Source organism: Pseudomonas sp. GW822-FHT04H02, assembly GCF_058800645.1.
Window position 1 is genome coordinate 24336 of sequence record NZ_JBXAMM010000008.1, and the last position, 25468, is coordinate 49803.

17 protein-coding genes are annotated in these 25468 nt (G+C 65.1%); 4 read left to right on the forward strand and 13 right to left on the reverse strand.

The genetic code is table 11. The features are described from left to right. Nucleotide 1: 1 nt before the first annotated feature. From AC1RMG_RS28330 to AC1RMG_RS28380, 11 genes are all read right to left on the reverse strand, one after another. Entirely contained in the window at nt 2–1288 is a 1287-nt protein-coding gene (locus AC1RMG_RS28330; RefSeq protein ID WP_258718039.1) for a hypothetical protein, read from the reverse strand. A gap of 13 nt (nt 1289–1301) precedes the next feature. Further along, nucleotides 1302–2243 (reverse strand): hypothetical protein, encoded by a 942-nt coding sequence (locus AC1RMG_RS28335; RefSeq protein WP_493170795.1) that lies wholly within the window; start codon nt 2241–2243, stop codon nt 1302–1304. 66 nt (nt 2244–2309) lie between these two features. Continuing rightward, entirely contained in the window at nt 2310–4721 is a 2412-nt protein-coding gene (locus AC1RMG_RS28340; RefSeq protein WP_493170797.1) for a hypothetical protein, read from the reverse strand. A 10-nt stretch (nt 4722–4731) separates the two neighbouring features. Further along, nucleotides 4732–5913, reverse strand: coding sequence for a hypothetical protein (locus AC1RMG_RS28345; RefSeq protein WP_011063761.1), 1182 nt, complete (start codon nt 5911–5913; stop codon nt 4732–4734). Next, complete coding sequence (locus AC1RMG_RS28350; protein WP_011063760.1) at nt 5892–7337, reverse strand: alkaline phosphatase family protein; 1446 nt, start codon at nt 7335–7337, stop codon at nt 5892–5894. Before AC1RMG_RS28350 ends, AC1RMG_RS28345 begins: the two co-directional genes overlap by 22 nt. Beyond that, the gene (gene eboE, locus AC1RMG_RS28355; protein WP_065363599.1) at nt 7327–8565 is read right to left on the reverse strand and encodes a metabolite traffic protein EboE; all 1239 of its coding nucleotides are present in this window, start codon (nt 8563–8565) and stop codon (nt 7327–7329) included. The genes AC1RMG_RS28350 and eboE overlap by 11 nt, the downstream gene beginning before the upstream one ends. Continuing rightward, entirely contained in the window at nt 8562–9446 is an 885-nt protein-coding gene (locus AC1RMG_RS28360) for a TatD family hydrolase (protein ID WP_011063758.1), read from the reverse strand. Before AC1RMG_RS28360 ends, eboE begins: the two co-directional genes overlap by 4 nt. A 51-nt stretch (nt 9447–9497) precedes the next feature. Next, nucleotides 9498–10265: an EboA domain-containing protein gene (locus tag AC1RMG_RS28365; RefSeq protein WP_125063305.1), complete on the reverse strand. Its 768-nt coding sequence runs from the start codon at nt 10263–10265 to the stop codon at nt 9498–9500. Next, complete coding sequence (locus AC1RMG_RS28370; protein ID WP_015637217.1) at nt 10262–11146, reverse strand: UbiA family prenyltransferase; 885 nt, start codon at nt 11144–11146, stop codon at nt 10262–10264. Before AC1RMG_RS28370 ends, AC1RMG_RS28365 begins: the two co-directional genes overlap by 4 nt. Then, nucleotides 11143–13026, reverse strand: a complete 1884-nt coding sequence (locus AC1RMG_RS28375) for a 3-dehydroquinate synthase (protein ID WP_019094224.1) — start codon at nt 13024–13026, stop codon at nt 11143–11145. The genes AC1RMG_RS28370 and AC1RMG_RS28375 overlap by 4 nt, the downstream gene beginning before the upstream one ends. Before the next feature lie 730 nt (nt 13027–13756). After that, entirely contained in the window at nt 13757–14323 is a 567-nt protein-coding gene (locus AC1RMG_RS28380; protein WP_011063754.1) for a cysteine hydrolase family protein, read from the reverse strand. Nucleotides 14324–14482: 159 nt separating this feature from the next. On the opposite strand from AC1RMG_RS28380, the gene AC1RMG_RS28385 reads away from it, so the two are divergent. Continuing rightward, entirely contained in the window at nt 14483–15424 is a 942-nt protein-coding gene (locus tag AC1RMG_RS28385) for a GlxA family transcriptional regulator (protein WP_404673730.1), read from the forward strand. A gap of 16 nt (nt 15425–15440) precedes the next feature. Here AC1RMG_RS28385 and AC1RMG_RS28390 read toward each other — a convergent pair whose 3' ends face one another. Further along, the gene (locus AC1RMG_RS28390; protein ID WP_210671964.1) at nt 15441–16652 is read right to left on the reverse strand and encodes an MFS transporter; all 1212 of its coding nucleotides are present in this window, start codon (nt 16650–16652) and stop codon (nt 15441–15443) included. A gap of 213 nt (nt 16653–16865) precedes the next feature. Here AC1RMG_RS28390 and AC1RMG_RS28395 point away from each other — a divergent pair, with 213 nt between their 5' ends. Beyond that, on the forward strand, nt 16866–18971 hold the full coding sequence (locus AC1RMG_RS28395; RefSeq protein ID WP_041120721.1) for a mechanosensitive ion channel family protein: 2106 nt from the start codon (nt 16866–16868) through the stop codon (nt 18969–18971). A 212-nt stretch (nt 18972–19183) separates the two neighbouring features. Here the strand turns inward: AC1RMG_RS28395 and AC1RMG_RS28400 are convergent, their stop codons facing one another. Beyond that, nucleotides 19184–23470, reverse strand: a complete 4287-nt coding sequence (locus tag AC1RMG_RS28400) for a DEAD/DEAH box helicase (protein WP_493170801.1) — start codon at nt 23468–23470, stop codon at nt 19184–19186. Nucleotides 23471–23659: 189 nt separating this feature from the next. On the opposite strand from AC1RMG_RS28400, the gene AC1RMG_RS28405 reads away from it, so the two are divergent. Both AC1RMG_RS28405 and AC1RMG_RS28410 read left to right on the forward strand, forming a co-directional pair. Further along, nucleotides 23660–24544: a sugar nucleotide-binding protein gene (locus AC1RMG_RS28405; protein ID WP_036995925.1), complete on the forward strand. Its 885-nt coding sequence runs from the start codon at nt 23660–23662 to the stop codon at nt 24542–24544. Continuing rightward, nucleotides 24537–25466, forward strand: coding sequence for an NAD-dependent epimerase/dehydratase family protein (locus tag AC1RMG_RS28410; RefSeq protein WP_011063749.1), 930 nt, complete (start codon nt 24537–24539; stop codon nt 25464–25466). The genes AC1RMG_RS28405 and AC1RMG_RS28410 overlap by 8 nt, the downstream gene beginning before the upstream one ends. The last annotated feature ends 2 nt before the right edge of the window (nt 25467–25468 follow it).

Here is a 25468-nt window from a genome sequence, read left to right on the forward strand (position 1 = left end):
TCTATTCCTTGGCCTCGGAGGCGTGAGTGGCTGGGGCTTGGGCAAAACGGAACACGTAGGAGAAGTCGCTTTTGTTCAGGCTGTTCAATGGGGTCGCCATGGAGTGGCAGTTCATGCAGCTGCTGGTGGCCTGGATGTAGCTTTCCATGGTGACGTTGGCCGACAGCGCCGGTGTCGGTTGGCCGAGGGGGTTGCCGGGGTTATTGGGCTGTTGTGGCCGTTGGGTGGTGATCAATTGGTAGTACTTGAACACGCTGGACTGCACGGGAGGGCTGGTCTGGAACTGGGTGTTGATCTGCTGGGTGTTGCTAGTGATGGGGGTCACCCGGTTCAAGGGGTTCGGCGTCTTGAAGCTGGTGCCGGGCTGGGGTTGGCAGACCAGACCGGAGCTCGCCGGTTGCCAGTTGCATGGCGACTGGTTGACGCTGGCGTCCGGTGCCTTGGCATCGTAGTAGGAGTAGAAGACCTCCGCCGCCGGCTGGTCCACCCATTTGCCTTGCTGCTGGATTTGAGGCGGTACGTTGTCGACCTGCTCGAACGTCGACCAGATCCACTGGGAAAAGCCGTTGACCTTGCTGATGATATGCAGGCCCACCAGCCCCAGGTTGGCCTGTTGGGTGCCAATGGGCTGACCCTGGTCATTGAACCGGGTGACCTCGGCCTGCATCGTCAGGTAGCGGCTGGTGTCGTCGCTGGGCGTCATGATGCGCCAGCTGGACTTGACCTCGGTGGCGTTGTCGGGAAAGGCGATGTTCGTTGCCGCATCGACGATGTTGGCGTTATAGAACTGGTTGTCGACGATGTAGGTGTAGGACACCTGGTTGGTGGCGATGTCGTAGTAGGTCGGGTTCTGGCGCTGATCGATCAGCCAGCCGCCTACCGCCTGCAGGTCCGATTGCACGACCTGCGTGTTCTTGACTGCGGCGATATTGATCAGGCTGAGGTTTCTGGTTTTCAGCGGCGTGTTCCAGGGCCCCGGGTTCTGCGCACCGGGCAGAAAGGTATCGGCAACGCTCTTGTAGGTCTGCCACACGGTATCGCCAGGGCTGCCCAGGGGCTTGCTGCAATCGGCCACTCCGCGCTGTCCCGCCTGGGCCGGCCAGTTCAGGTTGATGAACATCTTCCAGCTGTATTGATCGAAAGCCTGCTGCGACGCGCCCGCAGCAGGCACCGCAGCCGTGGGTGGGCAGCTGGTCTGCGGCGCCGCTGCGCTGGGCTGCAGGGCGCTGGCCTGCTGGCTGCCCAGGCCAAGCAACAACAGGGCGGTGAAACGGCTCCAAGGGTTCATGAGGCGGCTCCTGTCATGGCGAGGGGGGCGAAAGTTGGTTCCACTGCGGCCGCGCACCGTTCTTCAGCGATGGCGGTGGCGTGAAGAGCTGGCAGTCCGGCGGGTTGGCCGGGCACATCTTCGCCACCTGGTCCCAGGTCGTGGCCGGATTTGGTTTCTCGGTGCGCCAGTTGAGGTAGTTCTGGCTGACGATTGGCGCGTTGGCGACGCTCTCGTCACCGGAGAAATAGAACGATTGCGGATGCTGATAGGCCGGCTGGCCCGGGCCGTCGCTGCTGGCTTTCTTGTAGAACGCATAGCCGAACAGAATCGGGCTCGGCTGGACCGGGATCTCCAGCGCGTAGGCCTGCACGCTGCCATCCAGATGCTGGCTGCGGGCGGCGTTGTAGGGCAGGTGCTTGATGAAGTCCCGGCGCGGCGGATGGTTCATCGGCGAGAACATGCAGCAGGCCGGCATGTCCTTTGGCCGGTCCTCGGGGTAGGTGAGGAAGTAAGCCTTGTTGCCCAGGGAAACGAAGGAGCAGGTGTAGTTGTTGTCCTTGATCGGGAAGATCGGCAGGCAGTACTTCTCGTAGTGCTCCATCATCGCCCCGGTGCCGTCCTTGTCGGCCGGCACATAGTCGTTGTCGTAGTAGCTGGTGCCCCGGGACACGGTGTAGTCGGCCGGCTCCAGGGTGCTGGGCGGGCTGCTGTAGGGCGGTGGGTTCTTCACGTAGTTGGCGGTGACCCGGTACATGATCCAGTCACTGACCCAGGTTGCCGGGTAGAGCGGATCGGCCGGCTCGCCGGGTTTGCGCTTGGCGATGCAGTTGTTGGTCTTGGCGTCGCACCCCCGGTCGTTGTGCACGCCCATGTTGAAGTAGACGTTGTCGGGGTAGGTCTCGGCCCATAGCGTTTGGCTGGCGCTCAGCAGGCTGGCGGCCAACAGCAGTTGCTTGAAGAGACTGGCGTTCATCTGACACTCCTTTGAAAGCGCCGGGCGACGGGGTCGCCCGGCATTCCATGGGCTGGCCTTTGCGGCTCAGCCGTGGGGGTAGTCGTTGAGTTTCAGCGGGATCGGTGGGTAGCCCTTGCTCACCAGGTCCTGGGCCCAGATTTCCAGCACCCTGCGCCGGCTTTGCGGCAGGTCCCGGGTGATCGGCATGGCCAGGGTGCTTTCCTCCTGGTAGTCCTTGCTGATCAGCACGATGAACTGGTTGATCGCGCCCTCGATGCGTTGCAGGGAGTTGAGCGGCATGAACTTGTTCATGATCGGGTAGAGGTAATAGAAAGGCTGGAGGATTCTGGGGAAGATGAACTCCTTCCAGATCCGCACGCTGGCGTCGTCCTGGGTGCACACCCGGTTCCAGCAGTCGATGAAGTCCTTGAGCATCTCCGGCTCCTGGGGCAGGACCCGCAGGGGCGCAAGGAAGTCGGTGTAGGCGTCGGTGTAGTTGAAGCTGAAGGGCACCGGCGGTTGCTGCTGGCCGTCCTGGATGAAGAAGCGCAAGGTCGGGAAGCCGGCCGCCACGGCCTTGACCGATACCTGGGCGATGCCATTGGCGTCGGTCAGGATCTGCGCCAGGCTGTACTGCACGGTGGCGTTCAGCGGGTCTGCCAGGGTGCCGCTGCGTGCCTGCCCATTGGTGAACTGCAGGCGGGGGCTCAGGGCCGCGGCCGAGGGCGTGGTCAGGAAGCTCTGGTAGAGCATGGGCTCGGATGGCTCGCTGTCCTCGACGTTCAGCACCGCGCTGAGCCGGCGGCCGCTGCCCACGTGCAACAGGCTTTCAGCGGTCTGGGTGCCGACGAACTGCGGTCGGTTCGACGTGTTGCTCCCGGGGTCCTTCGGGTAGTTGTTGAACAGGGTGAAGTTGGCCGCGTTACTGAAGGCCAGGTAATAGTCGCTGGTGGTCAGCATGTAGGCGTTGTTGTACTCCGCCACCCACAGCACGGTGCCCGCCGGCGCGGGCAGGCCGTCGTACTGCACCATGATGCTCAGGACCCGGGTGTCGCCCACATCGATGAAGCAGCCGCTGTCGAGGACCTCGGCGGTCCACATATTCTGGGCGGCGGCGACCAGTTCCTGGTTGCCCTGCAACTGCAGCTCCAGGGCGCCCTGTTGCAACGCGGCCTGGTCGGCGGCGCTGATGGGCAGGTCCAGCAGGCCGGCGCGCTTGTCGAAGGCGGTCTGGCGATACTGTTCGAAGCCAAAACTGGCGACTTTGTGGAAAGCGCCGCCAGTGGGCCGTACCCCGATGTCGTAATCACCGGCCAGGTATTTCCCGGGCACCGGAATTCCCTGGCTCAGGTCAGTGTTGGTGGGCGGCAGTGCGGCGCTGTCTCCGGCGGGATAGAACGGAAAGGTATTGCCCAGGTCCAGGGACAGGGTGTTGTCGTGCACTTGGGCGCTGATCACCCCCAGGGTCATGGCCGCAGGCTTGGTGTCTCTGGGAACCGCCTTGCACACCGGTACCGGGGCCTTGGGTTCCAGGCGCCGGCCAGCCGGAGCGGTGGGGTATTCATTGTCGAACCACAGGCCCAGAGTACCGGCGGTGCGGCTGTAGGCCGGGTTGAAGAAGATGTCGGCGACGTTATCCAGGCCCTTCTGGTACATCGCCTGCAGCGCGGCCATGGCTTCGGGCGTCTTGGAGTGGCTGTCCACCACCGGGAAGTCGTTGAAGATGCCGTTCTTGTCGTAGAAGGTCAGGTAGGTGGTGAACCGGAACATCAGGCCCTTGGCGTTCTGGTTGATCATCTCCTGTTGCAGGGTCTTCAGCAGTTGCGAGTCGCCGACGATCCACTGCAACTGGTCTTTCGGGAAGCAGGTCTGCCAGGTGGTAGTCACGTAGCTCAAGCCGCCGAAGGCCCCCCAGTTGAAGTTGAGGAAGCGGTCGAGCATGCGGTACCGGCGCTTCAAGGTCAGGCCGCAGGTGGCGTCCCCCAGTACCAGTTTGTCGAAGTACAGGGCGGTGAAGGTGTTCTGCCAGGGGCTGATATCGACGAAGCGCGCGGCTGTCGGCGCGGCGCTGCCGAACGGGTTGCCCTGCAACTGGTAACACTTGTTCACCAGCGGGTCGTTGTCGATGTAGGTGTTGGCCTGGAACTCGCCACCGACGATCACCGAGCGGGTCTGCTCGTAGTCGACCAAGCCGCAGGCGTTGTCGCCGAACAGGTCCCATTCGGCGGGAATCATCGGGTAGCCACTGGGCGAGCCATTGGTGGGCACCTGCAGCACGTAGTCCGGCACGTTCTCGTAGGCCAGCGGGGCGATGGTCCAGGGCATCAGCTGTTGCGGGGCGTTCTGGTCGTTGATCCCGTAGTAGGACAGGAACGGCCAGTTCATGCGCATCTTCACCGCGTCATATAGCGGGAAAACGTCGTTGTTGTTGGCCGTCGGTGGGTTCCAGAACATGTGGCCATTGAAGTAGATCCGGGGAAAGTTCAAGACGCTCATGAGCTGCTCCTTAGCGCTGCCACTGGGCGCGTTTGAGCGACCAGACGTAGTCCAGTTTCTGGTAGCCGACGAAGTCGGAGTCCGGTAGTACGGTGGTGGGGTAGACGATCCCGCCATCCTCTTTCAGGGCGAAGTTGAAGTAGGTGTTGTTGCTCGAATAGGCCGCGGTGTTGTGGCAGGCCAGGCACGAGGAGTGGCTCTGGAAGGCCGATTCCAGCTGGGAGTTGGCCAGCAGCTTGGGCTCGGCCTGGGCCTGGTCGTACTGCACGCCGATCAACTCGTACTGGGCCAGCGTGGGGTTCTGCTGCTGGAAGGTGGCATTCACCGGCTGGGCCGCGTCAGTGGGCCCGGTGATGTTGGTCATGGGCTTGGCCGGCGTGCCGTTGGTCACGGTGTACTTGCTGTTGTTGCGGTTCTCGAAGGTGGTCCATACCCAGTCGTGGGTCAGCTTGTTGATGACGTGCATGCCGCTGAGGCCGGCGTAGCCGGTGTGGTATTGGCCCTGCTTGTCGACGTAGTAGGCCTGGGCGATGAAGTAGCCATCCTTTGCCAGTTGCGCCTGGAAGGTGCTATCGCTGCCGATCCACAACCAGGAGGTCTTCAGCTCCCAGGCCGTGGCGGGAAAGTTCAGGCTGCTGGTCAGGGCGGCAATGCCGTTCCGGTTGTAGATCTTCTGCTGGACGATGTAGTTGAAGGTGTCCTGGCCCATCAACATGTGAAAACGCACCGACTGGCCCCGTTGCGCTTCCGGCACCTGGTTGCCCATTTCCAGGGCCAGGCCATCGACCTGCTGGGTGCCGTTGTCGGTGCTGCCGTCGGTGTCGTTGCCCAGGTTGAGGAACAGCCCGCTGGTGTTCATGCCCGGGATCTTCTGCGCCTGGGTCTGCACCTGGCTCGGCAGGTTGGCCTGGGTGCTGTAGGGCTGGGGAGCCTGCCCCTTGCTCAGGTAGACCTCATCGGATGGTTTGAACGTCTCCCAGAGCCGCTCCGGGCTACCGGAGCCGGCCGGCTGGTTGAGGCACACAAACCAGTTCCATGCCATGGTTTCCGGGCTCTGCTTGAAGGTGCTCAGGGTGCCGGCCTGGTCACCATTGAACGTCAGGAAGTTGCTGCAATTGAAGGCAGGCGTGGTCTGTGCGTGAGCGAGGCCGCTCAACACACCGAGCACGACTATAGGGATGGTTCGCCGCATGGAATCTCCTTGGCCTGAGCCGTATCGTCATAGGGGCGCCCTAGGAAATGCTCTAGGAGCAGGTGCTTTACCGCGGTGGCCGGCAGGTGCGCCGGCAGGGGTAAATCGCAATCGGTGATGAGCAGGGGCCCTACCTCGGCACTGCTGGGCAAGCGTCCGTGGCTGCCGCGAATCAGTGAGGTGTCCAGGGGAATCAGGTCCATGTAGTAGCGAAAGCCGAGCTTCTTCTGCAGCAGCCGGCGAGCGACCCGCAGCTTGGGAAAGCGGATCGCCGGGTCGATGAACAGCTCCAGTGGGTCGTAGCCCGGCTTGCGGTGGATATCCACAGTGCGGGCGAAATCCGGGGCCAGGCGGTCGTCGAACCAGTAGTAGTAATCGAACCAGAAGCCCGGGGCGGCCACCGCCACCAGCTCGCCGCTGCGTGGGTGATCGAGCTGGCAGGCCTGCTGCTCGCTCCTGTCCAGCACCTGCTCGATACCGGGCTGGCGCAGCAGCAGGGCCTTGACCCGGGCAATGTCCTCGGGCTGGCGCACATAGACGTGGGCGATCTGGTGGTCGACCACGGCGAAGGCCGCGCTGGCGCCGGGGTCCAGCAGCTCCCAGCTCAGTGAACGACGTACCTGCAGCAGACCTTGCTCGCGCAGCACGCGGTTGATCGAGATGGACTGCTGCACCGCCTCGATGCCGTATTCGGAGACCAGCATCACGGCCGCGCCTTGCTGCTGGGCAAAATCCAGCAGGCGCCCGACTTCATGGTCGATGGCCCGCACTTCGTCGCTGATGGACGGATGCTCCGGCCCCAGGCGTTGCAGGCTGTAGTCCAGGTGCGGCAGGTAGATCAGTTGCAGGTCGGGGCGGCTGATCTGGAACTCGGCGATGGCGCAGTCGACGATCCAGCGGCTGGAGGCAATCCCCGCGGCCGGGCCCCAGAAGCTCGGAAAGGGGAACTCGCCGATCTGCTGTTCGATGCGTTCGTGCAGCCCCGGAGGCGACGAATAGAGGCCGAACATCTTGCGCCCGTCGGCCGGGTAGTGGGGGCGCGGGGTGATGGCTGCCTCCACCTGGGCATACATGTTGAACCACCAGAACAACTGGCTGCAGCGCAGGCCGGGGATCTCCCGTTGCAGCGCCTGCCAGACCTTTTCACCCTGGATCAGCGCGTTGGGCTGCAGCCAGAAACGCACCTCGGCTTGATCGCGGAAATACCAGCCGTTGCCGACGATGCCGTGTTCCGAAGGCGGCAGCCCGGTGAGGATCGAGGCCTGCACGGTGGAGGTCACGGCGGGGAACACCGGGCGCAGCCGGGCCATCCGCGCCCGTTGCAGCAGGTTGTTGATCCGCGGAGTGGCCGGCCCCAGCAGGCTGGGTGTCAGGCCCACCACATTGATCAGCAGCAAGGGCTGGCGCGGGCGTTCAGAAGGCATGGGCCGGAGCCTCCAGGGCAGACGAGTGGGTACGCAGCAGATGCCGCTGGCGCAGTTGGCCCTCGACCCATTGCAGCTCGGCGGCGATGCCTTGCAGCAAGGCCTGCTCGCTGTCCGGGCGCAGCGCACCGGGCAGTACGTTCCAGCTGTAGGTTTCCACCTCCAGCACCGGCTGGAAGTTCGGGTGCGCGGCGAGAAAGTCGAAGGTGCGCAGCAAGGCCTGCTGGCTGCCGCTGAGCTCGGCCAGTAGAAACTGTTCGCTGAACAGCGGCACATGAAAGTGAATGCGCAACTCGGGGCATTGCCCCTGGGCCGGTTCGGCGGCGTCCAGGGCCCCGGGCAGGTCGGCCCAGGCCAGTAGCTGCCCGGCCAGATCCCGGGCCTTGACCTGATGCAGGTAGGTGGCTTCGGCGAAGTTGCCCAGGGCCTGCAGTACCTGCTGGCGGCGTGGGCGATCGGCAAACGGCAACTGGCAGATCAGGGCGTTGGACAGCTGGATCTTGCCCACCGGAACCCGCGCATCCAGCAGCCGTTGCAGGGATTGGTAGCAGTCTTCGAAGACCACCGCCTGATGGCAGACGTCGAAGCACAGCGCCAGGTAGCCATGATGGGGATCGGTGGCCTGCCAGTGCTTGAAAAAGGCCAGGGCCTGATCGGTGTTTTCCAGCACGCAATCCGGCTCCATCTCCAGGCACACCAGGATCTTCCTGCCGCTGCTGCGATGCAGGCTGGCCAGCTCGGCGGTCAGTTGCCGCAGGTGGGTTTCGGCCTGTTGCTGCTGGGCCTCGTCCCAGGTGGCCGCATAACCGAAGGGCACGCTGGAAATCACCCCCTGCTGGCAATCCAGGGGCAGAGCGGCGGCCAGCAGATGCGCCAGTTGCAGGCTGTATTCCAGGCGCTGGGGTTCGGCCCAGGTGGGCCGGTAGACCTCGGCCTTCACCGCGCCTTCATGGAACTGGCCATAGGGGAAACCGTTGAGCGAGGTCAGGCGCAGGCCACAATCGTGCAGCAGTTCGATGAAGGCCTCGCGCACCTCGGGCACCTGTAGTTCGGCGGCGGCCTGGGCGCTGATCCACAGGCCGCTGTCCTGCACCGCCAGCCCACGCTGACGCCGCACGCCCTGGAAATGTTCCTGGATCGACGCCCGCAGGCCGGCCACGTCACGGGCCGGGTGCACGTTGCTGCAGTAGCCGATCTGCGCGGCGTTCCAGCCGGCCCGGGCACTCATTTGACCACCGGTTCCTGGCCCCTCAGGGCCGAGTTGTCCTGCCACTGGCGGCGCTGGTCGATCGGCAGCGGGGTGCTCACCAGTTGCTTGTCCAACTGCCCGCTCTGGGCGAAGAAATCCACCGGGTTGTGGAACAGCACCTGCTCCACCTGGGCTTCGCTGAAGCCGGCGGCGAGCATGGCCTGGCCGGTCTTGGGCACTTTGAGCGGGTCGCTGATACCCCAGTCGGCAGCACTGTTGACCACCATTTTTTCGCTGCCGTATTCCTGCAGCAGGGCCACCATGCGCTGTTCCGACATCTTGGTGTTGGGGTAGATCGAGTGCCCGCGCCAGCAGTCGCTGTCCAGCACCAGGGGCAGGGTCAGTTCGTTGAGGTGGTCGATGATCACCAGGTTTTCGGCGATGCCCACCTCGCGGATCACCGCCAGGGTGCGCTTGGTGCCGCCGATCTTGTCGCGGTGCGGAGTGTGCACCAGCACTGGCAGGTTGAACTGTCTGGCCAGTTCCAGTTGCGCGGCGAGAAAGCGATCTTCTTCCGGGGTGATGTCGTCGTAGCCGATTTCCCCTACCGCTACCACGCCGTCCTTGACCAGGTAGCGCGGCAGGATCTCCAGCACTTCGTTGGCCACCGACAGGTCGTTGGCTTCCTTGGGGTTGAGGCCGATGGTGCAGAAATGGTGGATGCCGAACATGCTGGCGCGAAAGCGCTCCCAGCCCAGCAGGGTGTCGAAGTAGTCGATGAAGCTGCCGACGCTGGTGCGCGCCTGGCCTTGCCAGAACGCAGGCTCGATGACCCCGGTGATGCCGGCGGCGGCCATGTTCTGGTAGTCGTCGGTGGTGCGGCTGACCATATGAATGTGCGGGTCGAAGTACTTCGCCATGGTGGCTCCTTGCTTGAGTGCGGGAAAAATCGTGGGCTCAGCTGCCGGGGGTCAACCGCCTGCCGGGAAGTGGTCGCGCCAGTGCGCAGGCAATCGTCCCTGCTGGTACAGGCCTCGCAGGCGCTGCAGCTGGGCCTGGCTCAACAGCTCGAAGGCAATGGCCTGGGGCAGGCCGTCGGCGACCTCGCGTTCGGCGGCCAGCTGTTCTTCCATCAGGTCCAGGGCCAACTGGTTGAGGTCGACGCTGCGCCGTTCTGCCAGGCCGTGGATGTGGCGGCTGTCCAGGCCCATGCCCAGGGTCTTGAGCACCAGCTGGTGGAAGGCCCGTTCTGGGTAGTGGCGCGCGGCAAAGGGGTTGTCCAGGGCGATGGCGGCGAACACCTCGCGGTTGTTGGTGCGCCCGGCCTGGAGCGCCAGGTCGAGGCTGGCCCCCTGGCTGTCGAGGTCATCCAGGGCCTTGAGCAGGGCAGCCTTTTCCTGGTCGTCGCCCCAGAGAAACAGCTGGCGCAACAGGGCCAGTTGCCCGGCGCCGGCCTGCTGCTCCAGCAACTGGGCCAGCAGCAGCGCCCGGGCCAGTTGAGTGCGGTTGCAGTCCGGGCTGGGGGCCAGCGGTGCGTTGTCCAAGCGGCGCCGACACTGACTGCTGAGCAGCATCAGGGTGTTGGCCGAGGGCTGCCGGGCCAGTTGTTCCCGGGCTTGCTGCCACCAGCTTCGGCTGTCGTCGTCCAGATGCCGTTCCAGCAATTGCTGGCGCTCGGCGAAGGCACCATGGCGAATTGCAAGCGCCGGCGGCGCAGGGGCGATGGGATCCATGTTCATGTCGGCTTGATCCAGCGTTGAAGGTGGGGAAGCAGAAAGAACACCAGCACACACAGCAGGCTGCCCAAGGGCTGGTTGGCCACCGCCAGCACCAGGGCGTCGAACAGCGGCAGGGCGGCCAGCCCGGCACCGATGAAGGCGCGGACCTGCCGTTGTTGCGGGTTGGCCAGGTGGCGCTGGTAGTGCCAGCCCAACCAGCCCAGCCACAGCAGCAGGACCAGCCAGAACACGCTGTTGCCGGCATAGGCGGCCAGGAGCAGAGGGCTGAGCATGAGCAGCAGCGGCAGGCGGCTGAGCAACTGGTTGCGATGCTCCAGGCGGGCCAGGTAGGTCAAGCCGGCGATGTAGGTGCCCAGCAGCGCGGCGCACAGCCACAATGGCTGGGGCGGCATGGCCAGGCTGGCGGCGGCGGTCAGGTACAGCGCCGAGCGGCAGCCGCCCATCAGCCAGACGCTGTGGGGATATTTCTTGTGCAGAAGGTTGTAGCCAAGGATAAACAGCAGCAGCAATCCGGCGCTGGCCAGCAGCCAGTGGGGCTGGGCAATCATCCGGCTCAGGCCGAGGACCGCCAGCGCCGCCAGCAGCAGCAGCGCGGCAGTGGCCAGGCGGACCTGGGCGCGGCTGACCAGGCCGAGAACGATCGGCCGCGGGTTGTGGTGCTGCTGGTCCCAGTCGGCGTCCATCAGGTCGTTGAGCAGCATGCCCGCCAGGTACAGCGCCGAGAGCGCCACCAGCAGCAGGGTCCAGACCAGCGGCGAGGGCGGCGCCAGGGTGGTAGCGCTGCTGGCCAGCAGCGCGGCGGCCAGGGCATTGGTCCATACCGTTGGCAGGTTGGAGACCCGGCCCAGGGTCAGCCAGGTGGTCAGCGACGATTGGGTCATTGCGCGCACCCCGGGCCCCAGGCGAAATCCGGCCCGCCGAAACCCGCCAGGCGCAGCAGGGCCTGTTCCATCAGCGGCATGTCGATCTGGTGCACATCCACCGACTGGCCCAGGCGGTTGAGCATCGGGATCGACAGCTGGCCCCCCAGGTGCTGGCGGAACTCTTCCAGGCCCACCAGGATCGGCGAACGCCCCTGGCTGTCCCGCAGGCTCAGTTCCGGCGGGCAGAGGTTGAAGCCGAGCCTGTCCAGCAGTCGCAGCAGGCGCTGGCAGTCGGCGTCGGACAGCAGGCCGCTGGCGTTGGCATACAGCGCATCCAGGGCCATGCCCACGGCCACCGCTTCACCGTGGCGCAAGCGATGCTGGCTGAGATTCTCCAGCTTGTGGGCGGCCCAGTGCCCGTAGTCCAGGGGGCGGCCATTGCCCCGTTCGAACGGATCGCCGGCACCGGTGATATGGCCCAGGTGCAGTTCGGCGCAGCGGCGAATGGCGTAGCGGCTGGCGTTGTGCTCGAAACCGGCCAGGGCTTCGGCCTGCTGCTCCATCCACTGGAAGAACGCGGCATCCTTGATCACCGCGACCTTGACCGCTTCGGCCAGGCCGGCAATCTGGTCCCGGTGGGAAAGGCTGAGCAGCAGCTGGAAGTCGTTGATCACCGCTGTGGCCGGGTAGAAGGCCCCCAGCAGGTTTTTCTGGGCGAAGGCGTTGATGCCATTCTTCACCCCGATGCCGGCATCGTTCTGCGCCAGCACGGTGGACGGGATGCGGATCAGGCGCATGCCCCGGTGGAAGGTGGCGCAGGCATAGCCCACTGCGTCCAGCACTGCGCCGCCGCCCAGGGCCAGCACATAGCAGTGGCGATCCAGGCCGTGTTCCAGCATCTGCGCGTACAGCTGCTGGAGCACGTCCGGGGTCTTGCTCAATTCGCCGGCCGGCACCGCGATCGGTGCGGCCTGCAGATGCAGGTCGGCGGCGTGGGCGCTGAAGTAGTGGTCGATCTGCAGCGGCAACTGGGGCGAGCACAGCAGCAGTTGTTCATCGACAAACACAAGCACCGTGGTGCGCCCCGGGTTCTGCCGGGTCAGTTGCTGGTGCAGGCAGGGGTTGTCGGCCTGGAAGATGTGATCGGTGAACAGCACCGGGTAGTGGTAGCTCACCTGGAAGCGGCCTTCCAGAGACTGCGCCTGATCGTACCGGGGCTGGGCCAGGCGGCTCTTGAACAGGCTGCGGGTGCCGAGGAACAGCCCGGGCAGCACCATGCTGGCGAGAATGGTTGCCAGCAGGGCGTTCTGTTCCACCAGCAGGCTGCCGATGGCGGCATAGGCCAGGGCCAGCCCGGCGTTGGCCAGGGTGGTGACCAGGAGAAACTGGCGCAGCGGATAACGTTGCATGCCGGCGGCCAGCACCGAGGTTTCTGCCAGCACCGGCACGCCACGCAGGCACACCAGCGACAGGGTGCTGAGGCGATAGGCCAGTTGCCCGGGTTGCCAGGTCCTGAGCCCCAGCCAATTGGACAGCAGGCGGAAGTAGCCGGCCCCCAGCCAGTAGCCAAGGCTGGCCCCCAGGCACAGGCCGATGAAGATCACCAGGTAGCCGCCAATGGCGCCCAGGGCCGCCACGGCCAGCAGTGCCACCAGGCTGGAGGGCACGGGTAGCAGCACGTCCAGGGCCAACAGGGTTACCAGCAACAGGGCCAGGCTCAGGCGCTGTACGGGATCGGTGGGAAGGAAGGTGCCCAGGTGACTCAGCAGCTGTTGGATCTGCTGTTCAAACAACAGGAAACTGGCGATAACCAGGATCGAGAATAGTAATAACGAGAGCCAGTAATTTTCGGCCGCACCCTTGAGTGAAAAGGCACGAGACAACGAGCTGCGCTTCATCAAGCGTCCCTCTTGATTGATATGACTGGATTCCGTGTCAGTGTCAGCTGGGTAGGGCAGGAGGGCGTCTGGTTATTGAATTCCTCGACGGTTTTTATTGATCTTCTGGCGGCTGAAGAACACTTCAGTGGTGAGTAGCTATCAACTTAGTCAAGGCCGAGGGTTTTGCAAGTAAGTTGAATGAAGTGGCCTGCAAGGCATTTTTATGGCCTCAGGGGAAAGTGCGTGTTTAGTCCGGGACGGCTCCGCTGAACGTCTTGCAAGAAGTCTGATGGAGACTGTTCTTGCTCAATGAATGCTGGGGGTGGTATAGGCGGTGGGGCTGTTTTTTACTTTGCTATAAATATTATGAAAATTGGATATATAGAAAAAATCGTTTCATGAAAGCGCACTAAGTCATGTGCGAGGGCAGCTCTTGATGGATTTTTACAAATGTTTCAAATCAGGTTTTGAAATAACGGATTAACCCTTGATTACTATTAGTCAGCTATTTAATGGCTTGCTTATTAATGGGGAGTTATTTAGTTGTTCCATAGAGCTGTCCGAGCGGGTTGCCGGGGATTGTTTTTTGTTAATAGGAATCATTCGTGCGCATTGTGGTTAACTTGTAGGTCCTGCAACTATTGGCATTTGCCGCTATTAACCTCTCGGTAAACAGCGGCGAACTTTATCCGGGAAATGCCTGGTGCCATGAAGTTGCGGTGAGCCACGGCTCACCGCTTGCGGGTGATCAAGCCGCAGGGGCCTGCCCGGCCGCCAGAAACTGCTCGGTGGACAGCACGCTGGCATAGGCGAACGCCAGGGCCGCCATCACCGCACTTTGTACCTGGGCGGCGGGCACGCGCTGGCCAGCGAACTCCAGGTCGAGAGTGGCACAGGCGTCATGGATCACCTTGACCGGGTAGCCCAGGTCGGCAGCGGCCCGGGCAGTGCCTTCCACACACATGTGGCTCATGTTGCCGACGATCACCAGTTCCTCGATGCCCTGCCGCGTGAGCAGCGATTGCAGCTCGGTGTCGCGGAACGCGTTGACGAAATGCTTGAGCACCACCGGCTCATCGGCGTGGTTCTGGACCTTGGGGTGCAACTGCGCACCGGGGGAACCGGGAGTGAAGAAGGGAGCGTCGTCGGAAGTGAATTCGTGGCGGATGTGCACCACAGGTTCAGCGTTCTGGCGAAATGCCTGGATCAGCCGGGCGGCGTTGTCCGCTGCAGCGTCGACGCCGATCAGGGGCCACTTGCCGTCGGCGAAGTAGTCGTTCTGGATATCGATTACGATGAGTGCCTGTCTGGCCATGGGTAATACCTGCGGGTGAGTGATTGACGTGGGAGCCAGTATCGCCACCGGTCGTTCCTTCGAGGATTGGCCGCACCGACATTAACCGGGGGAAAACTGACAGTGGGTATTCAAGGCACGCACGCCGAGTTGGGGGTACTGCTCTATCCCGGTGTGCAGATGGCGGCGGTACATGGCCTGAGCGACTTGTTCGAGGTGGCCAACCGGATTGCCGGCGAACAGCCGCAGGCGCAGTTGCCGCGGTTGCGCGTCAGCCACTGGCAGGCCAGCGGCGAACTGCCTCCGGTGCGGGTCCACGACAGCCTGGCCGAAGCCCCCGGGGCCTTGCTGGCGGTATTGATCCCGCCTTCGCTGGCGGGCTTCTCAAGCCATCAGTCATCTGCCGCCCTGATGGACTGGCTGCGCCAGCAACACGCCGCTGGAGCCACCCTGGGCGGAGTCTGTGTGGGCTCGATCCTGTTGGCCGAAAGCGGCCTGCTCGATGGCCGCAGCGCCACCACCCACTGGACCTCGGCCCAGGCCTTCGCCGAGCGTTACCCACGGGTGCGCCTGGAAGCGGACAAACCCATTGTCGATGACGGCGACCTGATCACTAGCGCCGGGCTGATGGCCTGGGCCGAGCTTGGTCTGCGCCTGGTGAACCGCTTGCTGGGGCCGAGCATCGCCAGTGCCACGGCGCGCTTTCTGGTGATGGAACACAGTGCCAGCGCGAGCCAGTGCGGCAGCAATTTCGCACCGATCCTCAGCCACGGCGACGGGGCGATTCTCAAGCTCCAGCACTGGTTGCAGGCCAATGGCGCGGTGGATGTTTCGCTGCCGGTGATGGCGCAGCAGGCGGGGCTTGAGCCGCGCACCTTGCTGCGGCGCTTCCGGGCGGCCACCGGCCTCAAGCCGACCCAGTACTGTCAGCACCTGCGGGTGGGCAAGGCCCGGGAACTGCTGGAGTTCACCAACGGCAGCATCGATCACATCGCCTGGACCGTGGGTTATCAGGACCCTGCCACCTTTCGCAGCCTGTTCCGGAAAATCACCGGGCTGGCGCCCAGTGAATATCGCAATCGCTTCGGTGCCACCTCAACGGCTGCAAGCCGGGTACCGTAACCCGGCTGCGGCCTGTTCAGTGGCCGGCCACTGCCCGGACGCTGCCGCCGGCCGGCGCGAACGCTAGCGGGTTGCGGCGATCCAGGTGGCCGCTCAAGACGGTCAGGGCCAGGGCCACCAGCACCACCAGCGCGCCGATCCAAGCGGTGTGGATCAGCCCCAGGCGAGCGACGATCAAGCCCCCCAGCCAGGCTCCACCGGCAATCCCCAGGTTGAAGGCGGCAATGTTCAGGCCGGACGCCACGTCCACCGCCTGGGGTGTGTAGTGCTCGGCCTGACGTACCACATAGACCTGCAGCCCCGGTACGTTGCCAAACGCCACCGCGCCCCACAGCAGCACGGTCAGCAGCGCCAGCCATGGGTTGCCGGCGGTGAGGCTGAGCATCAGCAGCACCGCGGCGAGCAGGGCGAAGATGATCTTCAGGGCGCCGATCGGTCCGCGCCGGTCCGCCAATTTGCCGCCCCAGATATTGCCCACCGCCACCGACACGCCGTACACCAGCAGCACCAGGCTCACGGTGCCGGCGCTGAAGCCGGAAATGTCCTGGAGGATCGGCGCCAGGAAGGTGAAGGCGATGAACGAGCCGCCGTAACCCACCGCGGTCATGGCGTACACCAGCAGCAGGCGCGGTTGCTTGAGCACCTGCAGTTGTTGCAGCAGCGACGCCGGCGGGCGGTGGGTAATATTCTTCGGCACGAACAGCAGGCTGCCGATAAAGGCGATCACCCCCAGGGCGGACACTGCGAGGAAGGTTTCGCGCCAGCCCAGATGCTGGCCGATAAAGGTGCCCAGGGGTACGCCGGTGACCAGGGCCACGGTGAGCCCGGTGAACATGATGGCGATCGCGCTGGCGGCTTTTTCCTTGGGTACCAGGCTGGTGGCGATGGTCGAGCCGATGGAGAAAAACACCCCGTGGGCCAGGCCCGTGACAATCCGTGCCAGCACCAGGGATTCATACCCGGGTGCCTTCCAGGCCAGCAGGTTGCCAAGGGTGAACAGCACCATCAGCGACAGCAGCAACAGCTTGCGCGGCACCTTGCCGCTGAGGGCGGTGAGCACCGGGGCGCCAATCGCCACGCCCAGAGCGTAGAGGCTGACCAGCAGGCCGGCGGACGGCAGGCTGACCCCGAGGTCGGTACCTATGGTGGGTAGCAGGCCAACGATAACGAACTCGGTCGTGCCGATGGCGAATGCGCTGAGGGTCAGCGCGAGCAGGGCAATGGGCATCACTGCAACTCCGGTGAAAGTGGGATTGGCGCGCAGTGTCCGGGTTTGACTCGTGCGGAAAAAGAGCCCTATCGGCACAAGATATTTGCCTGTGGGTCAAGGATCCCGGAGCCCGTCGTTCACCGGCGCGCCGGCCCCGGGGGCAACTGAAGCGAACTTGCCGGGCGTTTGCTGATCAGTTCCTTACAGACCCTGCTGAAGGAGCCCTGCGTTGTGTTGAATTTCAAGACCGCGATCTTGCTCGGGATGCTGCTCGTTCTGGGCAGCAGCGAGCTCTGCGCCGCCACTGCCGCAACAGCCCCGGCGGCGGCCCCGGCCAAGCCGGAACTGCTGGTGGAAGGGGGCCTGCTGGGCGCCATCAGTTCGAGCATCGACGATGTCCAGGACAAGCTCGACCTCAATGAAAACCTGATCGACGCCTGGCGCCTGCGGGCCGACCGCGCGGCGGACGAAGTGGGGCGCCTGGTGAACCAACCCTCGGACCGTTCGGGCTGGAGCGTGGCCGGGGATTTCCTCACCTTGTCCGGCACCTGGCTGGGCAGCTTCGCCCTGCTCACGGTGCTGGCCGGGCTGCTGGTACGGCGGCTGAGCCAGCGGCCCTGGCTGCAAGCCCGGCCCCGAGGCCAGGGCCTGTTGGAATACCTGCTGCCTTACACCTTGCCGGCCTTGGTCTGCCTGCCGCTGACGCTTTACGTCAGCCATTCCCTGAACGGTTCGGTGGGGCGGGCGCTGGCCCTGTGCCTGGCCTATGCCACCAGCAGCGGCATCGTCTCGACCTCGGTGCTGTTGTGCCTGATCGTGATGTTCAACGTCGGGCACAAGCGGCCCGCGGTGCGGATCATCCGTGGCTACTGCCCGAAACCGCTGTTTCTGATCGGTTTCCTTGCGGCTCTCAGCGATGCCCTGACCAGCCCGCAGATCGCCCGCCAGCTGGGGGGCAATATCACCAGCAGCGTGGCGGTATTCACCGGCCTGCTGGCCTCGCTGATCTTCGCGGTGCTGGTGATCCGCCTGCGCCGGCCGGTGGCGCACCTGATCCGCAACCGCTCCCTGGCCCAGCGTCTGAAACAGCCGGCGTTGCAGGAGTCGCTGCGGATCTTTTCCGGGCTCTGGTACTGGCCGATCCTGCTGATGGTGCTGGTCTCGGCGGTGAGCCTGATCGGTGCCGGCGAGGACAGCCAGCAGGCCCTGCGCTGCGCCTTGCTGACCACCGTGCTGCTGATCGCCACGGTGTTCCTCAGCACCGTGCTGCAGCACCTGTTCAAGTCCCGTAGCGCCCAGACGATTCAGCGCAGCAGCGCCTACAAGGAGCGTTTCCTGAGCCTGTTGCACGCCCTGCTGCGGATCGTCATGGCCATCGCCTTCATCGAGATCCTCGGGCGCATCTGGGGGATCTCGCTGTTCGAGTTCGCCCAGCGCAATACCGTGGGCCGGGCCATCAGCGACTCCCTGAGCAGCATCGGCCTGATCTTCCTGGTGACCTGGCTGCTGTGGGTGGTGCTCGACACGGCGATCCAGGAGGCCCTCAAGCCACCGGCCAACAAGCGTTCGGCGCGTCAGCCCAGTACCCGGGTCAAGACCATCCTGCCGCTGCTGCGCAATGCGATCAAAATCATCCTGGTGGTGATCTGCGCGATCACCACCATGGCCAACCTGGGGATCAACGTCGCGCCGCTGCTGGCCGGTGCCGGGGTGGTAGGCCTGGCCATCGGTTTCGGTTCCCAGCAACTGGTGCAGGACGTGATCACCGGCCTGTTCATCATCATCGAAGACACCCTGTCCATTGGTGACTGGGTGGTGCTCGACTCCGGCCATGCCGGCACCGTCGAGGGCCTGACCATCCGCACCCTGCGCCTGCGCGACGGCAAGGGTTTCGTGCATTCGGTACCGTTCGGCCAGATCAAGGCGGTCACCAACCAGTCGCGGCAGTTCGCCTATGCCTTCTTCTCGGTGCAGTTCACCTACGACACCGACGTCGACAAGGCCATCGAACTGATCCGCGAAGCCGGGCGTTCCATCAGCGAGGACAGCTTCCTGCGCTACAACCTGCAAGGCGGCCTGGACGTGTTCGGGGTGGACAAGATGGACCTCAACGGCGTGGTGCTGACGGCCCAGTTCCGCACGGTGTCCGGCGGCCAGTACGCGGTGAGCCGGGCCTTCAACCAGCGTCTGAAAAAGCTTGTGGATAACTGCCCCTGGGTGCATTTCGCCCAGACTTATCCACAGCCGGTGGTGCTACCGGCGCGGCGGGTGCATGAAGACGAACCGGAACAGGACGACTCGGCGCTGCTGCTCCCCGAATCCCCACGCCCGCAATGATTGCGCAACGACGGCCAGCGTAAGGGCAGCTGGATGTGGCGCAGGGCTCACGAGCCTTTTCGCCGGCAAGCCGGCTCCTACGAGGGTGGGCGTGGATTGTCTGGAAGGGCGCCTGCTGCCTGTGTAGGAGCTGGCTTGCCAGCGAAGAGGCCGCTGGATGTGGCTCAGGGCTTCGGGCCCTTTCGCCGGCAGCCGGCTCCTTCGGGGGGAGGTCAGTGCCGGATGAGCTTGTTGCGCAGGGCCTGGGCGGCCTGGGGTTCCAGCTCCAGCCACAGGTGCTGGGTGCCGCCGATGTCGGCGGCCGCCGGCAGGCCGTCGCGGAACACCAGGCGGTTGCCGCTCAGGGCCGGGACCTTGGGCCCGGGCAGCAGGGTCCCGGCAAGGTTCAGCGGGTCGACGCCGCACACCGCGATCAGGCTGCCGTCATGGGGCCGGCGGCGCACTTCGCGCAGTAGCGGTATGGCTTCCGGCAGGGCGAACTGCTCGCCGGCCAGGCCGCTGACGAAGCGCCCGCCGCGAATTTCTCCGCGGGCTTCCAGGCGATGGAAGGTACGCAGCAAATCGCGCCAGTTGGGCAGCCAGTCGGCCTCGCGCTCCAGCAGGCGCCAGAACACCACGCCATAGCGGCGTAGCAGGGTCATGGCCACGTGCTCCAGGGTGGCGGCGCTATCCTCGCTGGCGGCGCGGCGCAACAAGGCCCAGCGCCCCGCGTCGTCCATTCCTCCGACGAAGGCGCCGCGACCCCGTCGGCTGCTGCGGTTCTGGCGCTTGCTGGCCGGGGTGATCAGGGCCCGCAGCCCGGCGAAGCTGTCGGCATTCACCCATCCGGCGCCCACCAGTTCCTGCAGCACGGTTTCCAGTTCGCTGCGCAGCAGGTGGGCTTCTTGCAGCAGTTCATCGAAAAACAGTGCGCCCAGCTGGCTCAGTACGGCGTGAACCTTCTGCGCCTTGGGTGACAGGTCACTGCTGTCGATGGGGCAGGTCAGGGCGTTCCAGAGCGCCACGCGGGCCCGGGGCAGCAACACGATAGGGGTGCTGCGCAGGGCGCTGCCGGCGATCTTGCCGCTGCTGTTGATCCGGCTCCAGACCACCTTGCCGCTGCGGCACAGGTCATCCAGCCAACTGGCGGAGTAATCCTTCAGGCGCGCCGGCAGCAGGTCGCTGTCCCAGGCCGAGGCCGCTGCGGGGTAGCCTTCGAACTGCGCGACCAGCTCGGCCAGCATGGCGCTGCCCTGGCCCTGGGTACCCGGCGACAGGTGCTGCCAGTCGAACAGAAAGCGCATGAAATCCTGCAAGGCCACCGGTTCGATTTCCCGGCGCAGGCGCTTCACCGTGTAGCGGTGGATCCGCGCCAGCAGGTGACGCTCGCACCACTGTTCTTCATCGCCGCCAGGGCTGAAGCGCCCCCGCAGCACATAACCTTCGCTCTCCAGCTGGATCAGCGCCTGGTGGATGCTGGAAGCGGGCAGGCCCAGGGGCGCGGCGATCTGCGCCAGGGTCAGGGGAGCGAAGCCGCTGAGGCGGGCGCGAATCAGCTCCACCAGGGCCGGCTGTTCCTCCCAGGCCTGGTCGAAACCGGGGACCGGTTGCAGCGCGGGTTGCAAGGCGGCCTGAGGGTACAGCGCCCGCAGACAGCAGATGCGCTCCAGGGCCAGCCACAAGCCGCCGCCCGGGCCGGCCTGCAAGCGGCAGGCGCGGCCCTGGCTGGAAAGGGCTTGCAGCCACTCGGGCCAGTGGAGGTTGGCCTGGGCCTCGGCTTCGCTGATACAGGCCAGGCTCATCAGCGCTTCGTGCATTTCATCGGCACTGGCCGGGGCTGGCCAGGCTTCGGCGGCCACCGCGGCAATCGCTTCGGCATCCAGGGCGCCCAGGTCGTCGGTGGCTTGCGGGTCGCTCCAGCGCCGGGCCAGCACCGCCTGGGTACGGCGTTCCTCCAGGGGGGCGTCATCGAGAAAGGTGTAGGGCTTGGCGCTGAGGATTTCCGCCGCCAGGGGCGAGGGCGCCGGCAGTTCGCGGCTGAGCAGGCGCACCTGGCCCTGTTCCATGCGCCGCAGCAGGTTCAACCAGCCTTCGCTGTCCATGGCTTCGTGCAGGCAGTCGTCGAGGGTCTGCTCCACCAGCGGATGGTCGGGAATCTCGCGCTCGCCGGCCAGGTTTTCCAGGCAGGCGATCTGGTCGGGAAACACGCTGGCGATCAGGTCTTCGCTTTTCATGCGCTGGATCTGCGGCGGCACTTTGCGCCCGCCGCTGTAGCGCGGCAGGGCCAGCGCCACTCCGGCGTTCCAGCGCCAGCGCACGCCGAACAGCGGTGCGTCCAGCAGCGCCTGGACCAGGATGTGTTCGGCGCTGTTGCTGTGCAGGTAACGCCAGACCTCGTCCAGGGCGAAGCTGTGGCTGGTGGACAGGGAAAGGACGATCGCGTCCTCGCTGGCGGCCGCCTGCAATTCGAAATTGAAGGTGCGGCAGAAGCGCTTGCGCAGGGCCAGGCCCCAGGCGCGGTTGATGCGGCTGCCGAAGGGGCTGTGGATCACCAGTTGGGTGCCGCCGGACTCGTCGAAGAAGCGCTCCATGATCAGCGTGTCCTGGGACGGCAGCGCGCCCAGGGCCAGGCGCGCCGGTGCCAGGTAATCCACCAGTTGCTCGGCGCTGGCCAGGTTCAGGCCCAGTTCGTGGTGCAACCAGTGGATGGCCGCTTGCAACTGGCCGGGCGTGGCGCCGAGCAACTCGTCGAGTTGGGCCAGCAGGCGCGCCACGGCACTGGAGAGTTCGGCGCTGCGCCCGGGGGCTTCGCCGAGCCAGAAGGGAATGTTCGGCGGCTGGCCCTGGGCATCCTCGACCCGCACCTTGCCGGTTTCCACCCGCAGGATGCGATAGGAGGTGTTGCCCAGCTGGAACACGTCGCCGGCAATGCTTTCCACGGCGAAGTCTTCGTTGACGCTGCCAATGTTCAGCCCCTGGGGCTCCAGCAGCACGCTGTAGTCGGCGTTGTCGGGGATGGTCCCGCCGCTGGTCAGCGCGGTCAGTTGGGCGCCTCGGCGCCCGCGCAGGGTGCGGACCAGGGCGTCGCGGTGCAGGTAGGCGCTGCGCAGGCCCTGGCGCCCGTTGAAGCCCTCGGCGAGCATCTGCAACAGCGCCTGGTAGTGGGCCTGATCCAGGTCGGCGTAGGGCGCGGCCTGGCGCAGCATGTCCAGCAGCGCGGCTTCCGACCACTCCTGGCAGCTGACTTCAGCGACGATCTGCTGGGCCAGCACATCCAGGGGGGCATGGGGAATCAGTAGAGTGTCCAGTTCGCCCCGGCGCACGCAGTCGAGCAGGGCGGCGCATTCGATCAGGTCGTCGCGGGTCAGGGCGAACAACCGGCCCTTGGGCGTGCCGCCCACCTGGTGACCGGAGCGGCCGACCCGCTGCAGAAAGGCCGAGATCGAGCGCGGCGAGCCGATCTGGCACACCAGGTCGACATCACCGATATCGATCCCCAGCTCCAGGGAAGCGGTAGCGATCAGCACTTGCAGGTCGCCGGCCTTGAGTCGCTGCTCGGCTTCCAGGCGCTGCTCCTTGGCCAGGCTGCCGTGGTGCGCGGCCACCGCCTGCTTGCCCAGGCGCTCGCTGAGGTGGCGGGCCAGGCGCTCGGCCAGGCGCCGGGTGTTGACGAATATCAGCGTGGTGCGGTGTTCCCTGGCCAGGTTGGCGAGGCGCTCGTACACCAGCTCCCAGACGTCATTGGCCATGACCGCCGACAGCGGCACCGGCGGCACTTCGATGTCCAGGTCCCGGGGCCGGGCGTGGCCGATATCGACGATTTCGCAAGGGCGGCCGTGGCCCACCAGAAAGCGCGACACGGCTTCGATGGGCTTCTGCGTGGCGGACAGGCCGATGCGCAGCAAGGGTTCGGCGCACAAGGCCTGCAAGCGTTCCAGGCTCAGGGCCAGGTGGCTGCCGCGCTTGCTGCCGGCCAGGGCGTGGATTTCGTCGACGATCACGCTGCGGGTGCTGGCCAGCATCCTGCGGCCGGAATCCGAGCCCAGCAGCACGTAGAGGGATTCCGGGGTGGTGACGAGGATCTGCGGCGCGCTCTTGCGCATGGCGTTGCGGTCTTTCTGCGGGGTATCGCCGGTGCGCACCGCGGTGCTGATGGACAGTTCCGGCAGGCCCATGCGGCGCAGTTGCTCGGTGATGCCCGCCAGTGGCTGCTGCAGGTTGATCTGAATGTCATTGCTCAAGGCCTTGAGTGGCGACACATACACCACCAGGGTGGCGTCCGGCAGCTGGCCACCGCCGGCCAGCCCCTGGCGCACCAGGTCATCGATCACTGCGAGAAAGGCGGTCAGGGTCTTGCCGGAGCCGGTGGGCGCGGCGATCAGGGTCGAGCGGCGCTGGGCGATCAGCGGCCAGGCGCGGGCCTGGGCTGGGGTCACAGCGGCAAAGGTATGCTTGAACCAGGCGCTGACAGCGGGGTGGAAGCCGTCCAGCACCGGATTCACGGATTGGGCAAGGTTCATGGATGGATTTATGCGGCCGCATCCGGCAACTTGCAAGCACCGTTGATTCCATGGGGCCTCGACACTTTCTGAGTGACGCTTGCGCCACAAACCCGCAAAATGCAACGATTCCGGCAATTATCGACGGCCAGCCCCACGAGACTGGCCGACTCCAACCATCGTTCTGAACAGACTGGGCCTGCTGACTCTATGCGAATGCGCCTTATGTTACTGGGCGGCGGAAATGCCCTTGGGCAGGCGCTGATTCGCCTGGGTGCGGAGGAAGACATCGGTTTCCTCGCCCCCCGTCCGCCGCAAGACGGCTGGGATGCCGCGAGCCTTACGCAACTGCTCGACGACACCCGCCCGGATGCCTTGATCAACCTGGCTTACTACTTCGACTGGTTTCAGGCGGAGAGCGTGAGCGAGGCGCGCTTGAGCGGCCAGGAACGGGCGGTCGAGCGCCTGGCAGAGCTTTGCCAGCATCACAACATCATCCTCCTGCAACCTTCGAGCTACCGGGTGTTCGACGGCTCCCGGGCGACTGCCTACAGCGAAAAGGACGAGCCGGTGCCCCTGGGCCTGCGCGGCCAGGCTCTGTGGCGGATCGAGCAAAGCGTTCGCGCCACCTGCCCGCAGCACGTGCTGCTGCGTTTCGGCTGGCTGCTGGATGACAGCCCGGACGGCATTCTCGGGCGTTTCCTGGCCCGGGCCGAATCCCCGGACGAACTGTTGATGGCCGACGACCGGCGGGGTAATCCGACTCCGGTGGACGATGCCGCGCGGGTGATCATCTCGGTGCTCAAGCAGCTCGATTGCGCCGCGCCGCTTTGGGGCACCTACCACTATGCCGGCCAGGAAGCGACCACGCCCCTGGCCCTGGGGCAGGCGGTGCTGACCGAAGCCCGGCAATTGCACCCGCTGGCCATCGAGGCGCCGACCGCCCAGGCCCATGCCGCCAGCGCCGATGCCGCCGAGGAACCGCAGCACGCAGTACTGGCCTGCAAGAAAATCCTTCATACCTTCGGGATCAAGCCGCGCGCCTGGCGTGCCGCGCTCCCGGCTTTACTGGATAGGTTTTATCGTCATGGCTGAAGGCCTCGTATTGATCACCGGCGGTGCCGGTTTCATTGGCTCGCACCTGGCCGATGCCCTGCTCGCCAAGGGCTACGCGGTGCGGGTGCTGGACGACTTGTCCACCGGTAAACCGAGCAACTTGCCGCTGGCTGATCCGCGGGTCGAGCTGATCGAGGGCAATGTGGCCGATGCGTCGCTGGTCAGCCAGGCCATGCAAGGCTGCTGCGCTGTGGCGCACCTGGCAGCGGTGGCTTCGGTGCAGGCCTCGGTGGACGACCCGGTGCAGACCCACCAGAGCAATTTCATCGGTACCCTGAATGTCTGTGAGGCCATGCGTGAGCACGGCGTCAAGCGAGTGCTGTTCGCTTCCAGCGCCGCGGTGTATGGCAACAACGGGGAAGGCCAGTCCATCGACGAGGACACGGCCAAGGCGCCGCTGACCCCTTATGCCTCGGACAAGCTGGCCAGCGAGCACTACCTGGATTTCTACCGGCGCCAGCACGGGCTGGAACCGGCGATCTTTCGCTTCTTCAACATCTTCGGCCCGCGCCAGGATCCGTCTTCGCCCTATTCCGGGGTGATCAGCATCTTCAGCGAACGGGCCCAGCAAGGCTTGCCGATCACCGTGTTCGGCGATGGCGAGCAGACCCGGGATTTCGTCTACGTCGGCGATCTGGTTCAGGTGCTGGTGCAGGCCATCGAGGCGCCGCAGTTGGAAGTGGGAGCGGTCAACGTTGGCTTGAACCAGGCCACGACCCTCAAGCAGATGCTCGCGGCCCTGGCCGAGGTGGTGGGTGCCTTGCCACCCATCAGCTACGGCCCGGCTCGGGCGGGCGATATCCGCCATTCGCGGGCTGGCAACCAGCGCCTGCTGCAGCGCTTCAAGTTCCCCGAGCCGACCCCGATGAGCGTCGGCCTCGCCCGCCTGATGGGGCGCTGAGG